16 protein-coding genes are annotated in these 14,399 nt (G+C 68.9%); all 16 read right to left on the minus strand.

Features of this window, described 5'->3' with window-relative positions:
• Positions 1-740: 740 nt before the first annotated feature.
• A complete protein-coding gene (fliP, locus tag B1991_RS04190; protein ID WP_281280524.1) occupies positions 741-1,487 on the minus strand; it encodes a flagellar type III secretion system pore protein FliP in 747 nt (248 codons plus the stop codon).
• Positions 1,484-1,918, minus strand: a complete 435-nt coding sequence (locus B1991_RS04195; protein WP_246031044.1) for a FliO/MopB family protein — start codon at positions 1,916-1,918, stop codon at positions 1,484-1,486. The genes fliP and B1991_RS04195 overlap by 4 nt, the downstream gene beginning before the upstream one ends.
• Before the next feature lie 7 nt (positions 1,919-1,925).
• Entirely contained in the window at positions 1,926-2,270 is a 345-nt protein-coding gene (fliN, locus tag B1991_RS04200; RefSeq protein ID WP_136257445.1) for a flagellar motor switch protein FliN, read from the minus strand.
• On the minus strand, positions 2,267-3,283 hold the full coding sequence (gene fliM, locus B1991_RS04205; RefSeq protein WP_136257446.1) for a flagellar motor switch protein FliM: 1,017 nt from the start codon (positions 3,281-3,283) through the stop codon (positions 2,267-2,269). The genes fliN and fliM overlap by 4 nt, the downstream gene beginning before the upstream one ends.
• Before the next feature lie 15 nt (positions 3,284-3,298).
• Positions 3,299-3,793, minus strand: a complete 495-nt coding sequence (locus tag B1991_RS04210; protein ID WP_136257447.1) for a flagellar basal body-associated FliL family protein — start codon at positions 3,791-3,793, stop codon at positions 3,299-3,301.
• A gap of 310 nt (positions 3,794-4,103) precedes the next feature.
• Positions 4,104-5,261: a flagellar hook-length control protein FliK gene (locus tag B1991_RS04215; protein ID WP_136257448.1), complete on the minus strand. Its 1,158-nt coding sequence runs from the start codon at positions 5,259-5,261 to the stop codon at positions 4,104-4,106.
• A gap of 82 nt (positions 5,262-5,343) precedes the next feature.
• Complete coding sequence (gene fliJ, locus B1991_RS04220) at positions 5,344-5,766, minus strand: flagellar export protein FliJ (protein WP_136257449.1); 423 nt, start codon at positions 5,764-5,766, stop codon at positions 5,344-5,346.
• Positions 5,763-7,130: a flagellar protein export ATPase FliI gene (gene fliI / locus B1991_RS04225; protein WP_136257450.1), complete on the minus strand. Its 1,368-nt coding sequence runs from the start codon at positions 7,128-7,130 to the stop codon at positions 5,763-5,765. The genes fliJ and fliI overlap by 4 nt, the downstream gene beginning before the upstream one ends.
• Positions 7,131-7,358: 228 nt before the next feature.
• Positions 7,359-8,006: a FliH/SctL family protein gene (locus B1991_RS04230; protein ID WP_136257451.1), complete on the minus strand. Its 648-nt coding sequence runs from the start codon at positions 8,004-8,006 to the stop codon at positions 7,359-7,361.
• Complete coding sequence (gene fliG / locus B1991_RS04235; protein ID WP_246031050.1) at positions 8,006-8,995, minus strand: flagellar motor switch protein FliG; 990 nt, start codon at positions 8,993-8,995, stop codon at positions 8,006-8,008. Before fliG ends, B1991_RS04230 begins: the two co-directional genes overlap by 1 nt.
• A gap of 16 nt (positions 8,996-9,011) precedes the next feature.
• The gene (gene fliF, locus B1991_RS04240; protein WP_136257453.1) at positions 9,012-10,718 is read right to left on the minus strand and encodes a flagellar basal-body MS-ring/collar protein FliF; all 1,707 of its coding nucleotides are present in this window, start codon (positions 10,716-10,718) and stop codon (positions 9,012-9,014) included.
• 44 nt (positions 10,719-10,762) lie between these two features.
• Positions 10,763-11,089, minus strand: a complete 327-nt coding sequence (gene fliE, locus B1991_RS04245) for a flagellar hook-basal body complex protein FliE (RefSeq protein WP_136257454.1) — start codon at positions 11,087-11,089, stop codon at positions 10,763-10,765.
• 139 nt (positions 11,090-11,228) lie between these two features.
• Positions 11,229-12,653 (minus strand): sigma-54 dependent transcriptional regulator, encoded by a 1,425-nt coding sequence (locus B1991_RS04250; RefSeq protein ID WP_136257455.1) that lies wholly within the window; start codon positions 12,651-12,653, stop codon positions 11,229-11,231.
• A 384-nt stretch (positions 12,654-13,037) separates the two neighbouring features.
• Positions 13,038-13,592: a PilZ domain-containing protein gene (locus B1991_RS04255; protein ID WP_136257456.1), complete on the minus strand. Its 555-nt coding sequence runs from the start codon at positions 13,590-13,592 to the stop codon at positions 13,038-13,040.
• Positions 13,593-13,683: 91 nt separating this feature from the next.
• The gene (gene fliT, locus B1991_RS04260; protein ID WP_246031045.1) at positions 13,684-13,986 is read right to left on the minus strand and encodes a flagellar protein FliT; all 303 of its coding nucleotides are present in this window, start codon (positions 13,984-13,986) and stop codon (positions 13,684-13,686) included.
• Position 13,987: 1 nt separating this feature from the next.
• Positions 13,988-14,395 (minus strand): flagellar export chaperone FliS, encoded by a 408-nt coding sequence (gene fliS / locus B1991_RS04265; protein WP_136257457.1) that lies wholly within the window; start codon positions 14,393-14,395, stop codon positions 13,988-13,990.
• Between the last annotated feature and the right edge of the window lie 4 nt (positions 14,396-14,399).

Raw genomic sequence — 14,399 nt, forward strand, 5'->3', positions numbered from 1 at the left:
AAGAGAAGGCCACCCCGCTTGGCGCTTGCCGGGCTCCTGCCCGGCAAGTCCGTGAGCCGGGGCCGGGCTTTTCGACAGCACGTCGGGCAACCGCTCCCTGCGTTGCCTCAACTCGGGCATCCATGCCCTCGCCATGTGCTGGCGAAAAGGCATCGGCATCCCTGCCGATGCCCGCTGCGCGGCCTGTCGTCCCCGACTCACCGCCGCACAGGGGCCCCGGTAAAGCAGCGGGCCATCGTGGCCCGCACTTTTCAGAACGGCAAAAGCAAAAACAGAAGCAGAACAACAGCAAGAGCGCAACGCCGCTCCTGCTCCCTCTCCCCCGGCGACGACGGGGGAGAGGGCTGGGGTGAGGGGGAAGCTCTTGACCTGGCTCTGTTGAAGAGTGCGGGCCACGATGGCCCGCCGCTCTACCGGGGCCCCTCTGCAGCGGCGGGTGGGCGAAGGAAGGCCCGAAGGGTGGCCGGCAGGGATGCCGGCCAGTTTGGCGTCAGGGCAGGATGCCCTGTCGACAAACCCCGTAGCCCGACCGCGAACCTGATGGACAGGATGTCCATCAGGCGCGGAAGCGGGGTGGCCTTTCTCTTTGGTTACTTTCTCTTTGGCCACGCAAAGAGAAAGTAACTCGGCTGCCGCAGGCAGACGAAAGCTTCTGCTCTGAAAGCTCTTGCTGTGAAAGCTCTTCGCAGGGGCAAGCCAGAGCATCGCCCGCGAGCGGGCTCCTACAGAGGCGCCGGCGGTCATGTGTAAAAGCTCCCCGCCAGCGTGCCCAGCAGCAGCGTCCAGCCATCCACCAGCACGAACAGCATGATCTTGAACGGCAGCGAGATGATCATCGGGGAGACCATCATCATGCCCATCGACATCAGCACGCTGGCCACCACCAGGTCGATGATCAGGAACGGGATGAACAGCAGGAAGCCCATCTGGAAGGCGGTCTTCAGCTCGCTGGTGAGGAACGCCGGCATCGCCACCTTGAACGGCACGTCCGCCTTGCTGGCGTAGGGCTTCTCCTTGGCCAGGCGGGTGAACAGCTGCAGGTCGGCGTCGCGGGTCTGCTCCAGCATGAAATGCTTGAACGGTGCGGAGGCTGCCGGCAGCGCCTGCTCGGCGGTGATCTGGCCATCCATGTAGGGCTTGATGCCGTCGTCGTAGGCGCGGGTGAGCACCGGCGACATCACGAACAAGGTGAGGAACAGTGCCAGCCCCAGCAATACCTGGTTGGGCGGCGTCGACTGCGTGCCCAGCGCCTGGCGCAGGAAGCCGAGCACGATGATGATGCGGGTGAACGAGGTCATCATCAGCGCGATCGCCGGCAGCAGCGTCAGCGCCGTCATCAGCGCCAGCATCTGCAGTGACAGCGTCCAGCTCTGGCCGCCGTCGGCCGCGGGTTGCACGTTCACCAGCGGAATGCCCGGCGCGGCCGCCAGGCTGGCCAGCGGCAACAGCAGCAGCGCGCCGCCGATGATCCAGTGCCGCGCGCTCACGAGCGCACCTTCAGCCGCGCCAGCAGATCGCCGAACACGGGTTTGGCCGGCTCGTTCGACGCAGCCGGAACGACCTCGCGCGGTGCCTCGCCGTCGTAGACATGCAAGGTGCGCATGCCGCCGGGGCCGGTGCCGATCAGCAGCCGCTTGCCGTCCGCGTCCAGCAGCAGCAGGCGTTCGCGCGCGCCCACGGCAAACGATTCCACGCAGCGAATCCGCCGTCCGCCACCACCCGGCCGGCGCTGCAACCGACGCGTCACCCAGCCGGCGGCGAGGATCATCGCGATGATCGCCAGCAGACTCACGATCACCCGCAACAACTCGCCGCCCACATTGACGTCAGCGGCGGGCAGCGCCGCCGGCGCCAGGGCTGCGACACGAATCCCGAATCCCGATTTCACTGTCCCGAGCTTGTCGAAGGGTCGATTCACGACGCTGTCACCGCAACTTGCGCACGCGCTCGGCGGGGCTGATCACGTCGGTCAGGCGGATGCCGAACTTCTCGTTGATCACCACCACCTCGCCATGCGCCACGAGGGTGCCGTTGACGAACACGTCCAGCGGCTCGCCGGCGGCGCGGTCCAGTTCCACCACCGAGCCCTGGTTCAACTGCAGCAGGTTGCGGATGCTGATGCGGGTGCGGCCGACCTCCATCGCCAGGGTCACCGGCACGTCGAGGATCATGTCGAGGTTGACGTCGCCGCCATCGGCCGCAGCCCCGTGCAGGGCATCGAATTGAACGCGCTCGCCGGCATCGGCGACGGCATCTGCAGACTGGTTCATGAGAGGTTCTTCCGGGTGGAGGGATCGGTGGCTGCCGGTCGCTCGCGACGACCGGCCGGGACATGGAAACGCACGGCGTTGCGGCCGTTGGACTGGCCGTAGCGGCCGCGGAAAACCGGCACGTCCTCGGCATACACGGTGGTCAGCTCGGGCAGCTGCACGGGGATCACGTCACCGGGACGCAGATGCAGGAACTGGCCCAGGCTCAGCTGCGCTTCCAGCAGCAGCGAGCTCACGTCGACCTCGGCGTCGAGTACTTCCTCGCGCAGCATTTCCGCGAAGCGGTCGTCGCCATCCATGCGGTCGCTCTGCACGCCGGCGTCGAGCAGGGTGCGGATCGGCTCGACCATCGCGTAGGGCATGGTCAGGTGGATTTCGCCGCCGCCGCCGTCCAGTTCGACGTGGAAGCGCGACACCACCACCGTCTCGGTGGGGCTGACGATGTTGGCGAACTGCGGGTTGATCTCCGAGTTGAGGTACTCGAAGTTGAGCGCCAGCACTGGCGCCCACGCCTCGGCCATCGCGCCGAACAGTTCGGCGAGCATGATCTGGATCACGCGGTTCTCGGTCGCGGTGAAGTCGCGGCCCTCGATGCGCGCGTGGAAACGGCCGTCGCCGCCGAAGAAGTTGTCGATCACGGTGAACACCAGGCGCGGCTCGAACACCACCAGCGCGTTGCCGCGCAGCGGCTTGATGCGCACCATGTTCAAGTTGCTGGGCAGGGCCAGGCCGTGCACGTACTCGGCGAACTTGACCATCTTCACGCCCAGCACCGAGACCTCGCAGGTCTTGCGCAGCACGCCGAACAGCGCGGTGCGGAAGAACCGCGCGAAGCGATCGTTGACCATCTCCAGCGTGGGCAGGCGGCCGCGCACGATGCGGTCCTGCTGGGTGAAGTCGTAATTGATCACCGCATCCGGCGGCAGCGGTTCGTCGCTGCCGGTGGCCACCGTGCCACCGGTGACGCCATCCATCAGCGCATCGATTTCGTCCTGGGAAAGCAGGTCGCTCATGGCCGTGGCTCCCGTCTACTGGATCACGAAGCTGGTGAAATACAGCGCGTCGATGCCCGGCCGACCGAGCCGCTTGCCGACCACCTTGCGCACCTCGGCCAGCGCGTCGGCCTGCAGCTTCTCGCGGCCGGCGGTCTCGCTGACCGTCTCGAACTTCTGGCTGCTGAACAGCGAAACCAGCCCGTCGCGCAGGATCGGATCGACATCCTTGGCCACCGTGATGGCCTGCTCGTCGTGCGCCATCAGGGTCACACCCACCTGCAGGTAGCGCAGCGCATCGCCATCGCGCAGGGTGACCACGAACGCCGGATCCATCGCCAGGAAAATCTCCGGCTTGTTCGCCTCCGCCTTCGCCTGCTTGTCCGGCGCGGCGCGATGCGACTGCCAGTAGTAGCCGCCGCCGGCCAGCGCGACGAGCAGCACCACCACGATCCCGATCAGCAGGGGCGAACGCTCGCGCGGTGCCTGCTCCTCGTCTTCCACTACCTCGGGTGCTTCGTCGTTGCTCATGGAGAATCTCGTGTGGGGATCGGGGGCCGCCGTCGTCGGCTCACGAGATCAAAAGCAATCCGCGTGCCATCGCGAATACCTGTTTTCATTCATGCATTTGCGCAATTTCGGGGACGCCGCGGCGCTTTCTTGACGCGTGCCGAAACGGTGGCGTGCCGCCATCCCGTCAGGCGCGCCCGTGACGCGCAGACAACGATCTTCCAGGCGCCACCCCGTAGGGCGGGCACCGCCCGCCCTTCTTCGCGTCGGGAGCAGAAGCGGCGGGCAGTGCCCGCCCTACGCAGCGCGCTTGTTCGCCGCGGATCGGGGTTCAGGCGAAGGCGTCGACGAGTCCGACCTGGGCCAGCGGGACGATCTGGCCGGGACCGGCGACGTCGTCGATGGCGGCGATTTCGTCGCCCTGCCCGCGATGGCCGGCTTGGCCGCCGCGATCGTGTTGTCCCACGTCGGCGTGGCCGAGCGACAAGCCGTGGCGGGCGAGCATCTGGTCGAGCTGGGGCAGAGCCTGCTGCACGGCGGTAACGGCGCCGGGGTGCTGGGCCTGCAACACCACATCGACGCGGTTGTGCTGCACGCTGATCTTCAGATCGAGCGAACCCAGCTCTTCCGGATGCAGGCGGATGCGTGCCTGCTTGACGTCATGGCCGACGAACCAGGCCAGCTGCTGGCCCAGTTCCTGCGCGAAGGCGTGTGCGGGAGCCACCGGTACCGGCGCGGCGGCCGGCGTCATTGCCGCGGCGGCGTGGGCGACGGCGGGCGCCACGCTGGGCGCGACCTCGAGTCGCGCCGTTTCGCGGGTGGCGTCCGGGTCGAGCTTCAGCAGTTCGGCGGCAGGGGTGGCGGTGGCTGCAGCCATGACGGCGGGGTCGATGGCAGGCGTGACGGGCACGGCCGTTGCGCCAGCCTGACCGAGCGCCGCAAGCCCGGGCTGCGCGGCGGCCAATCGTGCCGCGGTGGCGTCGACGATGCCGGACGCGGCGCCGCCGACCGGCGCGGCGGGATGGACCGGCGCGGGAGCGATCAAGGCGAGCATCGCTTCGACCAGGGCGGGGGCGCCCGCGTCGGCGTCGTCGTCCTTGCCACGGGCGGGCGGCTCCGCGGTGGCCACGTCGGCGATCGCCTCGTGCGATGACGGTGGCGCGGCGACCGGCATGGCGGGAGCGGCGGCGTCAGCAGCCGGCGGCGGCGTGGTGGCCTCGCGCGACGGGTCCAGGCGATCGGTGGCGGACGCCAGTTGCGCGTTTGGCCCCTTCGGCGAGGGATCGTCGCGACGGTCGCGCCCCGGGTCCGGGCCGTGCTGCGGACGCGCATCGTGCGCATCGCGGGCGGACGAAACGCCCTGCCCGCGCGCGTCCTGCAGGCGCTGGTGGAACGGCGCCGCGCCCGGGGATTCCGACGTGCTCGTGTTCGCGACCGCTTTGGCGGCGACCGTGGATGCGGACAACGATCCGACGTGGCTGGCAGTCATGGCAAGAAGGCTCCTGGCGGGGCAACACGGCCGCGCCGGAGCGCAGGCACGTGGCCGAGGCGGGATGGGCGGGCGCGATGCATCACGGCCGCCGGTGCTGGAAACGTTCGTCGAGTTCGGCCTGCTCGCGGCGTTCCTCGGCGCGGCGCTCGTTCTCGACGTGATGGGCGACCACGCTGTCCAGCGCGCTTTCGCGGGCGTGGCTGCGGGTCCAGTCCGCGCGCACCAGCTCCAGCTGGCGCTGCTGGCGGGCGACTTCGGCCACCTGCTGGGTGATCGCCTGGTCGATGCGCTGGATGAAGGCCTGCCGGTTGAGCATGGCGCTGACGCTGGAGGCGGCGTCGCCGCCGCTGGCGTACTCGTCGCGATAGCGATGCAGTTCGCTCAGCTGGTGTTCGGCGCGCGCCAGCTGCTGCTGCTGCGCGGCGAAACGGGTCAACGCATCCTCGCTGCGCTGGCGGGCCTGGTCCACGGCCGGTTGCAATCGTTCGGCGCGGGAACTCATTCATGCACCTGTTCGGCAAGCACGGCCAGGCGTTCGATGGCCTGGTCGAGCGTGATCGGTTCGTCCACTTCCTGCTGCAGGAATGCGCGCAGTTGCGGCCACATCTCGATGGCCAGGTCCACCTGCGGGTCGGAACCCTTCTGATAGGCACCCACCGCGATCAGGTCGCGTTGCTGGCGATAGGCGGAATAGATCTGGCGGAAGCGTTGCGCGCTGCGCATGTGCTCGCGCGTGGCGACCGCCGGCATCACGCGGCTGATCGAGGCCTCGATGTCGATGGCCGGGTAATGGCCGGCTTCGGCGAGGTCGCGCGAGAGCACGATGTGGCCGTCCAGGATCGCGCGCGCCGCATCGGCGATCGGATCGTGGCGGTAGTCGTCGCCCTCGGTGAGCACGGTGTAGAAGGCGGTGATCGAGCCCTTGCCGTCGGCATCGTTGCCGGCGCGCTCGACCAGCGCCGGCATCATCGCGAACACCGACGGCGGGTAACCCTTGGTCGCCGGCGGTTCGCCGATCGCCAGCGCGATCTCGCGCTGCGCTTGCGCGTAGCGGGTCAGCGAATCCATCAGCAGCAGCACGCGCTGGCCGCGGTCGCGGAACCATTCGGCGATCGCGGTGGCGTACTGCGCGCCGCGCAGGCGCTTGAGCGGCGGCGCGTCAGCCGGCGCGGCGACGATCACCGCGCGCCGCCGCCCTTCCTCGCCCAGCGTGTGCTCGACGAACTCCTTCACCTCGCGGCCGCGTTCGCCGATCAGGCCCACCACCACCACATCGGCGTTGGTGTACCTGGTCATCATGCCCAGCAAGGTGGACTTGCCCACGCCGGAACCGGCGAACAGGCCCAGCCGCTGGCCGCGGCCGACGGTGAGCAGCGCGTTGATCGCGCGCACGCCGGTGTCCAGCGGGGTGTCGATCGGCTTGCGCGCCATCGGGTTGATCGGCTCGGCCTTGAGCGCGGCGTGCTCGTCCGATTCCAGCGGACCCTGCCCGTCCAGCGGCACGCCATCGGCGCCGATCACGCGGCCGAGCAGGCCCGCGCCCACCGGCAAGCCGCCGCTGCGCGCGCACGGGCGCACCCGCGCATTCGGCAGCACGCCGTGCATGTCGCCTACCGGCATCAACAGCAGGCGCTCGTCGGCGAAGCCGACCACCTCGGTATCGAGCGTGGCGCCGTCGGCGGTGTCGACCAGGCAACGCGCACCCAGCGCGGCCTCGCAGCCTTCGGCCTCCAGGGTGAGTCCGACCACCCGGCGCAGGCTGCCCTCGACCACCAGCGTGCGCGCGGTCTCGGCGAGACTGCGCCTACGGGACAACTTCTGCTGCCACGTTTCGCGGCGTGCGGCGATGGCGGACTCAGGCGTCATGGAGCGGACAGCAAGGAGTGTGTGGCGAGATCAAGGGGAGGGCTGCACGAAACCCGCTCCCCCCCCTGCCTGCAGGGGGAGGTTGGGAGGGGGTAAAGCTCTTGACCTTGCTCCTGGCTTGCCAGGAGCAACCCCACCCCAACCCTCCCCTGCAAGCAGGGGAGGGGGCACAAGCACCACTACGTGGACGGGGTGTGTTGCTCCGGACAGCAGCGAGGGGATGGTGGCTCACGCGTTGCCCTCCCCGGCGGCGACAACCTCGTCACCGGCGTCGTCGCCGAGCACGGCATCGACCACCGCGGCCAGGCGGGCATCCACGCGTGCATCCAGCCGCGAGCGTTCGCTTTCCAGGCGGCAGTCGCCGCGCGCCAGCGTGGGATCGGCGAGCAGTTGCCAATGGCTTTCGAGCGCGCCGAGGTCACGCAGCAGGGCCAGGTCGTCCGGGTGCACGTGCACGCGCAGCTCGCGCGCGGCGGCGGGCAGCGCGGCCGCGGCCTGACGCACGGCCTGCGCGATCAGCTCGGGGGAGAGTTTCAATTCGCGCACGATCACCCGGCGTGCGATCACCGTGGCCAGCCGCGCCAGTTCCTTCTCGACCTGCTCGTCGAGCGACTGCAGCGGACGGGCGACGGCGTCGCACAGCGCACCGAGCCGGGCCAGTTGCTCGCGCACCTGTTGCTGCCCCGCGGCCAGCCCTTCGGCGTGGCCGCTGGTGAAGCCCTCCGCCCGCGCCTGCTGGTGCAGCGCCTCCAGCTCGCGCACGGTCGGTTGCGGGGCGGGCGGATCGGTCGCGCGGCGATGCGGATGGTCGTTGCCGACCTCCGGCAGCTCCCAGCGCCGGAAATCCTGTGCCGCGTTGTGGAACACGGCGACCATCAGACGAACTCATCCCCGCCGGCGGCGAGGCTGAGCTGGCCAGCGTCGGACAATTTGCGGGCGATGCCGAGCACTTCCTTCTGCGCCGCGTCGACTTCGCTCAGGCGCACCGGGCCCTTCACTTCGAGGTCGTCGCGCATCATGTCGGCGGCGCGCTTGGACATGTTGGCGAAGATCTTTTCGCGGATCTCCGGCTCGGCGCCCTTCAGCGCGGTGACCAGGGTGGCCGAGGGCACTTCGCGCAACAGCACCTGCATGCCGCGGTCGTCCAGCTCGACCAGGTCTTCGAACACGAACATCAGGTCTTCGATCTTCTCGCCCAGCGCCTCGTCCTGGCTGCGGATGGCCGACATCAGCTCGGTCTCGCGGCTGCCTTCCATCGCGTTGAGGATGTCGGCGGCGGCCTTGAGCCCGCCGACGCTGGCGGACTTGAGTTTCTTGGAACCGCCGGAGAACTGGCGCTCCATGATTTCGTCCAGCTCGTTCAGCGCGTGCGGCTGCACACCGTCGAGCGTGGCAATGCGCATCAGCGCGTCGGAACGCACGCGCGGCGGCAGGTAGCCGATCACTTCGGCGGCCTGGTCCGGCTCCAGGTGCGCCAGCACCAGCGCGATGATCTGCGGATGCTCCTGGTTGATCATCTCGGCGATCGCGCGGCTCTCCATCCACTTGAGCGATTCCAGGCCCTTGCTGGAACGCCCGAGCAGGATGCGGTCGATCAGGCCGCCGGCCTTGGTCTCGCCCAGTGCGTTGACCAGGATCTTGCGGATGTATTCCTCGGTGCCCACGCCGAGCGAGGTCTGCCGCCCGATGTCTTCGTCGAGCTTGTCCAGCGCCTTGGTCACGTGTTCGCGGCTGACGCTGGTCAGCGCGGCCATCGCGGTGCCGATGGTCTGCACGTCGCGGGCGCTGAGGTGCTTGAGCACCTCGGCGGCGTCCTGCTCGCCCAGGGTCAGCAGCAGGATCGCCGCACGCTGGGCACCGGTGATCGGCGCGTCATGTTGGTTAGTTGCCATCTTCGCTTACCCAGTTCCTCACGACCTGCGCCACTTGCCTGGAGTTTTCGCCGACCAGGCGGCGAGCCTGGCCGATGCGTTGTTCGTATTCGAGCGCGGGCATGGCACCGGCGAGCCGCGCCGGTTGTTCGTCGGCCTCCGGCTCATCGGCCACGCGCACCGAGATCTGCGATTTCGGCGCAGGCAGCGCCCTGGCACCGGACGTGCCGCGGGTCACGCCGCGCAGCAGCGGGCGCAGCAGGCCGAACGCCACCAGCAAGGCGATCAGCACGCCGATGCCCTGCTTGATCAGATCCATCGCGCCGGGCCGCTCCCACAGCGGCGGCTCGGGCAACGCATCGGGCGCCACCGGACGCTGGAACGGCTGGTTCACCACGCTGACGCTGTCGCCGCGCGCGGCGTCGAAGCCCACCGCGTTCTTGGTCAGCTCGGTGAGCCGCTCCAGCTCCTGCGTGGTGAACGGCACGCCGGCGGAAGCCGCAGCGGCGGCGCTGGCGGCGGTGGCCGGGCCCTTGTCGGCGAGTTTGTTGTCCAGCACCACGGCCACGGTGAGCCGAGCCAGTCGTCCGGCCGGGTCGCTGATGTGGCTGATGGTGCGATCGAGTTCGAAGTTGCGCGTGGCGCTGCTGGACACGTCGCCGCTGGCCACCGTGGCGCTGGACGCGGCGGCGGCCGGGTTCGCCTTGCCGGCATCCGGGTTGGCCGCAGTGGGCTGCGCCACCAGGCTGGGCGGCTGGTTGCTCAACGCGCCGGGGACGCCGCCGTTGCCGCCCGCGCCGCCGCGCCGTTCGCTGCTGGTCTGTTCGCTGCGCAACGCCGGGTGGTCGTGGCCGTAGGTTTCGGTGGCTTTTTCCGACTGGCTGAAATCGAGATCCGCATAGACCTGCGCGCGCACGCGGCCGGGTCCGACCAGCGGGGTGAGCAGTTCCTCGATGCGCTGCGCGTAGGTGTTCTCGATGCGCGTGGCCATGCGCAGGCGATCGTCACCCACGGCGGCGGGACTGCTCGGATCGGTGGTCAGCAACTGGCCCTGCTGATCGACCACCGACACCTGCCGCGCGTCGAGCCCGGGCACGCTGGAGGCGACCAGGTGCACGATCGCGGCGACCTGGCCGGCGTCGAGCTGGCGACCGGGATAGAGCGTGACCAGCACCGAGGCGCTGGCTTCGCGGTTGTCGCGGATGAATGCCGACGGCTTGGCCATCGCCAGATGCACGCGCGCGGCGCGCACCGACTGCAGGCCGCCGATGGTGGCGCTGAGATCGCTCTCCAGCATTTGCTGGTAGCGGGTGCGCTCGGCCAGGTCGCTCATGCCGAACGGCGAGTCGGACGCAGGCATCACGCTGCTGCTGGCGCTGCCGCGCGGCAGGCCCTTGCTGGCCAGCTTCAGGCGCAGGCCGGCCAGGTCGGCGGCCGGCGCCATGATCGAGGAGCCGTCCGCACTCAACTGGAACGGCGTGTTGCCCGCCTGCAGTTCCTGCGCCACCGCAGCGGCGTCCTTCTGGTCCAGCCCGGCGTAGAGCAGGCCGTAGTTCGGGCCACGCGACCACAGCACCACCGCCACGCCCAGCGCCACGGCGGCGGCGATCGCCACCAGCAACAGCGCCTGGCGCGCGGCCGGGCTGCGGGCGATCTGCTTGAGGGGGTCCTGTCGCGGCGCGTCGTTGTCGCGCGCCGCGATGGCGTTGTCGGCCATGGTGTTGCTCGTATGGGGTAAGCGGGGTCAGCGGGGCGCCGGGATCACACCGGCATGTTCATGATTTCCTTGTACGCATCGACCAACTTGTTGCGCACCTCGACCATCGTGCGCAGCGAGAGATCGGCCTTCTGCACCGCGATCATGGTGCGGCCCAGGTCCGCGCCCGGATCGCCGCGCTCGAAGCTGGCGGCCATGCGGCCGGCTTCCATCTGGTTGCGCCCCACCGCGGACACCGACTCCTTCAACACCGACGAAAAGTCCGGCTGTGCCGCGGTCGGTGCGATCTTCGCCACCGCTTGCGGCGCGCGCACCTGCGCCGACATCTGGCGCATCTGTGAAAGCAGGTTGTTGACGTCGATCGTGCTCATCGCGGTGCGTCCTCATGACGTATTCCCGACGCGTGGCGGGTTTCTCGGGGGTGGTTGCAGGAGGCGTGCCAGTGGGGCCGACATTGGAGATTTGCAGAAGCAGCGACACGGCGGCTCTTGCTGTTCCGAATTCCGGCCGCTAGGCGGCCATGCTGTTCTGCAGTCCGTATTTGCGCAGCTTCTCCACCAGGGTGGTGCGTTGCATGTGGAGCAGGCGGGCAGCGTGGGCGACGACGCCGCCGGTGGCGTCGAGTGCCTGGCGGATCAGACCCACTTCGATGTCGGCAAGGTGGTCTTTCAGATCGAGGCCTTCTTCCGGCAGCAGGCGTTCGGATTCGGCCGCCGGTTGCAGGGCAATGCCGGCGATCGCGGGCTCTTCGCCCATCATCGCCAGCACCGCGGCACCGTGTTCCTCGCCGGCCAGCGCGGCGCCGCGGTACTTCGCCGGCAGGTCGCTGCTGCGCACTTCGCCGTGCGGAAACAGGATGGCCATGCGCTCGACCAGGTTGGACAGCTCGCGCACGTTGCCCGGCCACGGGTAGGCGCGCAGCGACTGCATCGCGCCGGTGCTGAAACGCACCACGCCCAGGCCGCGGCGCGCGCCGCGCAGGTTGAACTCGGCGATCAGGGTGGGCAGGTCCTCCAGCCGCTCGTGCAGCGAGGGCAGCTCCAGCGGGAACACGCTGAGGCGGTAATAGAGATCCTCGCGGAAGCGATCTTCGGCGATCGCCTGCTCCAGGTTGCGGTGGGTGGCGGCGATGATGCGCACGTCGCAATGCAGCGTCTTGTTGCCGCCGACGCGCTCGTAGGCGCGCTCCTGCAGCACGCGCAGCAGCTTCACCTGCATCGGCAGGCTCATGTCGCCGATTTCGTCGAGGAACAGGGTGCCGCCCTCGGCCATCTCGAAGCGGCCCTTGCGGGCGCTGATGGCACCGGTGAAGGCGCCCTTCTCGTGGCCGAACAGTTCGCTTTCCAGCAGCTCCGGCGGGATCGCGCCGCAGTTGATCGCCACGAACGGCTTGTCGCGACGCGGCGAGTTCTCGTGGATGGCGCGGGCCACCATCTCCTTGCCGGTGCCCGATTCGCCAAGCACCAGCACGTTGGAATCGAACGGCGCGACCTGGCGGATCAAACCGTTGACCCGCACCATCGGCGCGGAGTCGCCGACGAAGCGCAGCCCGCCGGAACGGCCGCCGAGCAATCGTGCATATACATTGCGCAGCGCCTCGGTGAGCTTCTCGTAGCTGAGCGGGAACGCCAGCGTGGCGGTACGGCCGGCGAACGGGGATTTCGCCGCGCCCAGCCGCTGCGCCCAGGGCGAGTCCTCGGCCAGCAACACCGGGATGTGCGCGGCGCTGGCGCCGAGCAGGGCGAACTGCCGCTCGGCCTCGGCCACGTCGTCGATGCCGCCGACGTATACCGCGCGCCATGCGTGGGAAGACTCGTCGGTATGTGCGCATTGCGCGCCGTGCTGCGGGTGGTAACCGAGGAAGTGGAGCGCCGACATCACCGCATTGACTCGCGCCGCATCGGATTCAATCACCAGAAAATCGAACTGCTGCATCTCTCTCTCCGTACTGCATCGTTGGCTGACCCAACTTCCGGCATGGCCATATTTCGTCACCGCCAGCGATTCGTCGCCGGGCTGATGAGCCGGTTGCAACAAGGAGGCCAGTTTCCGGCGCGCTCGCGCCGACAAAATGACGCGCACCGGAAGCCGGCGGCGTGAACGTTCCTCTGCGTGATCGAGCTGCGCGCTGTAACTCACTGACGCAGCAAGGAACGACGAAAACGCTCCCATAACCCTGCGTTATTCAACGCAAACATTCGAGCCAATTCCACGGCGATTGCCGCAGGGGGCTTCCGATGCACGGACTTGCCAATCTGCGAACTGGATCACACGAGTCGACGGCGGCTTCGCTGGCGCGACCGGTCGTCGTGCCCGGCTTCATCCAGGTAGCTGGCGCGCTTCTGCCACTTTGCGTCGGTGATGGCGAAAAACGAGGCGCTCAATTGCGTCACCCAATGCCTCGTTCACCGTGGGAAAACGAACGAATGTTCGACCATCGTCGAATTGCATTTCGCGCAGCGCGGGCAGTTCCAGCGGCAGGCTGCGGCAGTGGTCGAAACGCAGGCTCAGCAGGACCGCGTCGCCGGGCAACGGCAGGTCCGCACCGAGCACCGCACCGCGCGCGTTGATCCGCACCAGGTGCCGGGCCGGCAGTGTGCCCGGGGGCACCAGCAGGCGATCGACGATCTCCACCAGCGCGGTGAGCTTGGCATCCATGCGACGCATCTCCTGCATCAGCGGATTGTCGTCGTCGGCCGACTCCATGCGGCGTTCTTCCAGGGCGGCGATGGCTGCCAGGGCATTGCCGTTGCTCTCGGCGAGGGCCTGCGCCTGGGCCTGCAACATCGGCCAGGCCAGCGGCTCGATCGCCACGTGCAGCAGCTCCTCGATGCTGACCCGCTGCTCGAACTCGTTCCAGCTGGCGTTGTTCATCGTGCGGCTCCCGGATGTCGGCTGGTGGCGCTGGCGGCAACGCCTGTCTGGCGCAGGCGACCTGCCGTGCATGATGACACCGCCGGGCGGCTCAGGCCTGCGCGTAGGCCGCGATGGCCTGGGCCCGGTCTCGCTCGCGCTGCCACTGGTGGGCGAGCGCCTCGCGCGCGCTGCCCAGCAAGGCCTGCAGTTGGCGATCGCAGGCCAGGATCTCGCCGAGCTGGGCCTGGGTGACTGCGTCGTCGCCATGCTGGCGATGCACCAGCGGTGCACGCGCCTCTTCCAGTTGCAGCAGCTGCTCCCAGTCTTCCCGGCGGGCGGCGGTGAGCATCGCGCGGGTGATGACCAGCGCGCTGGTCAACGCCGAGGCGGTCGCGATGACCGGGGGCGACACCTTACGCTCCCACCGTGCGACCGGCCGGGGCCGGGGCGATCTGCACCCAGCTGTCGCGCACCTGCTGCAACAGGCGGCTGACCTCGTCGATGATGCTGGCGTCGTCGCGCAGGTTGGCCTGCAGCAGGCGCCGGCTCATGTATTCGTAGAGCGAATCGAGGCGGTCGACCAGGCTCGGGTCGGCCTTGCGGTCGAGCGCATCGCGCAGGCCGCCGATGATCTCGATGCAGCGGCTGATGGTCTCGCCCTTGGGCCCGGTCTCGCCGCGCATCATGTGCGCGCGGGCCTTCACCAGGCGCTCCAGCGCGCCATCCATCAACAACGTGATCAGGCCGTGTTTGTCGGCCGACTCCACGCCGCCGTGCGAACGAACCTGTTGGTAGGCGCCTGCGCCGTAACCGAATCCCATGATC

Source organism: Rhodanobacter lindaniclasticus (genome assembly GCF_004799035.1).
GTDB lineage: Bacteria > Pseudomonadota > Gammaproteobacteria > Xanthomonadales > Rhodanobacteraceae > Rhodanobacter > Rhodanobacter lindaniclasticus.

Coding starts and splice junctions, on each gene's coding strand:
- fliN (WP_136257445.1), bottom strand. CDS start 2,270: ATGAACCAGTCTGCAGATGCCGTCGCCGATGCCGGCGAGCGCGTTCAA.
- fliM (WP_136257446.1), bottom strand. CDS start 3,283: ATGAGCGACCTGCTTTCCCAGGACGAAATCGATGCGCTGATGGATGGC.
- B1991_RS04210 (WP_136257447.1), bottom strand. CDS start 3,793: ATGAGCAACGACGAAGCACCCGAGGTAGTGGAAGACGAGGAGCAGGCA.
- B1991_RS04215 (WP_136257448.1), bottom strand. CDS start 5,261: ATGACTGCCAGCCACGTCGGATCGTTGTCCGCATCCACGGTCGCCGCC.
- fliJ (WP_136257449.1), bottom strand. CDS start 5,766: ATGAGTTCCCGCGCCGAACGATTGCAACCGGCCGTGGACCAGGCCCGC.
- fliI (WP_136257450.1), bottom strand. CDS start 7,130: ATGACGCCTGAGTCCGCCATCGCCGCACGCCGCGAAACGTGGCAGCAG.
- B1991_RS04230 (WP_136257451.1), bottom strand. CDS start 8,006: ATGGTCGCCGTGTTCCACAACGCGGCACAGGATTTCCGGCGCTGGGAG.
- fliF (WP_136257453.1), bottom strand. CDS start 10,718: ATGGCCGACAACGCCATCGCGGCGCGCGACAACGACGCGCCGCGACAG.
- fliE (WP_136257454.1), bottom strand. CDS start 11,089: ATGAGCACGATCGACGTCAACAACCTGCTTTCACAGATGCGCCAGATG.
- B1991_RS04250 (WP_136257455.1), bottom strand. CDS start 12,653: ATGCAGCAGTTCGATTTTCTGGTGATTGAATCCGATGCGGCGCGAGTC.
- B1991_RS04255 (WP_136257456.1), bottom strand. CDS start 13,592: ATGAACAACGCCAGCTGGAACGAGTTCGAGCAGCGGGTCAGCATCGAG.
- fliS (WP_136257457.1), bottom strand. CDS start 14,395: ATGGGATTCGGTTACGGCGCAGGCGCCTACCAACAGGTTCGTTCGCAC.